Origin of the sequence: Aquabacterium sp. UBA2148 (genome assembly GCF_002328915.1) — a bacterium.
GTDB classification, from domain to species: domain Bacteria; phylum Pseudomonadota; class Gammaproteobacteria; order Burkholderiales; family Burkholderiaceae_C; genus Aquabacterium; species Aquabacterium parvum.
The window spans coordinates 11443-12946 of record NZ_DCXA01000292.1 but is presented as its reverse complement, the minus strand read 5'-3'; the positions used below and the strand labels follow the sequence as shown (position 1 = coordinate 12946).

The following is a 1504-nucleotide window of genomic DNA, read 5'->3' as shown; positions in this document are numbered from 1 at the left end:
CCTCAGTTCTGCGCGGCGCCTCGCGCTCACATCCAGCCAGTAGCCGTCGTACGTGGCTCCGCCATCTGGCGTGTGTTCGACGGCGCTGTTGACGCTCAACCAGCGCGGCTGACCGTCCAGCTTGATCTGCATTTCCTGGGGCTCCGTGGGTGGTCGCCCATCGGTTTGACCACACGCCAGCCAGGCTTTCTGGGGTGCTTGCTCCCAGTCGTCGGCCAGCGCGCCGAAAAGCCGCCGGGCGCCGGTGCCGATGTGGATGAATTGTCCCTGCCCATTGGCCTCCACCCGGTAGCGGAACAGCCCCAGCGGCAGCGCCCGGGTCATGGCCAGGGTTTCGTTGCGGGCACGCTCCAGCGCCGCATGGCGTTCGGCTCGGCGCCAGTACAGCCACAGCGATCCCCAGCCCAGCATGGCGGCGATGAGCACGTTCACCGCGCCAAAAACCAGGATGCGCTGCTCGCCCTGCAGGGGGGACATGACCCACAGGCGATAGGGGTGGTCAGGCAGGTTGACGCTTTGCGCGAGGTAGGGCTGGCCATCGATGAGCCACACGGGCAGTTGTTGCCCGCCGACCGAGATCTGTCCGTTCTGCCAGTCCAGTCGGCCGGGCATGCCCCGGTAGACGCCATCGACGTCCACGCCTCGCACCGCGGGGTCTGCGGCGTCCGGCATCAGGTGGATCAGGTCGTCTCCACGGTTGCCCGCCACGATCATGCCGTTGCGATCGACCACGGCCAGCAGGCGGCCGCCGTTGTCGTTCATCATGCGCTGCATGGAGGGCTGATCTGTCTTGAGGATCAGCACGCCAAGGGGGCGGCCATCGCGGCTGATGCGTGCCGAAAAATTGAAGCCCGGCTTGTGGCTGACGCTGCCCATCACGAACTGAAAGCCCGCGCCCAGCTCCATGGCCTGGATGAAGTACTCGCGGGTGCGAAAGCTCGCGCCCAGGGTGGACACCGGGTCGGCATGGGCGCTGTCGGCCACTGAAATGCCCTGGGTGTCTTGCAGGTAGGCCTGCCTGATCTGGAAGTCCTGCACCAGCTTCAACAGGTGCTCGCTCATGTCCCGCACGGCAGGCGAGGCCTTGAGTTGGGCCTGCAGCGCTGCGCGTCGCTCGGGGGCTGGGGCTTCTGTGGTGGGCACAGGCTGGGTGAGCAGGAAGTCGGCCAGCGATGGCTGTTGGGCCAGCGCCTGACCGAGTGCCGCCAGCGCTCGGAAATGGGTGTCGACGCTGTCTGAAAACGCCTGCAGACGCTGGCTTCCTTGATCCAGGACATCCTGTCGGTTGTCCTGCACCCGGGCCCAGGTCAGGGCGGCGGCCAGGGCCAGGCACATCAGCAACCAGACCCCTGCGGCTCGCAACAGTCTGGCCTTGAGGCGGTCGAGTGGGCGCGGGGTGTCGCTGTGTTGGTCTGCCATCCCGTTTTCCGTCTGGTTTGTGGAGCGGGCCCCTGAGCTTGCGCGCTGGGGCCTCAGGCGGGTCTTGCGCCCGCCGTGTCGGCTC

General features: G+C 67.1%; 1 protein-coding gene. It reads right to left on the bottom strand.

Annotation, left to right across the window (positions count from 1 at the left end):
* Positions 1-1419, bottom strand: a 1419-nt coding sequence (locus B2W70_RS16175; protein WP_286747222.1) for a cache domain-containing protein, incomplete at its 3' end; no start/stop codon positions are given.
* Between the last annotated feature and the right edge of the window lie 85 nt (positions 1420-1504).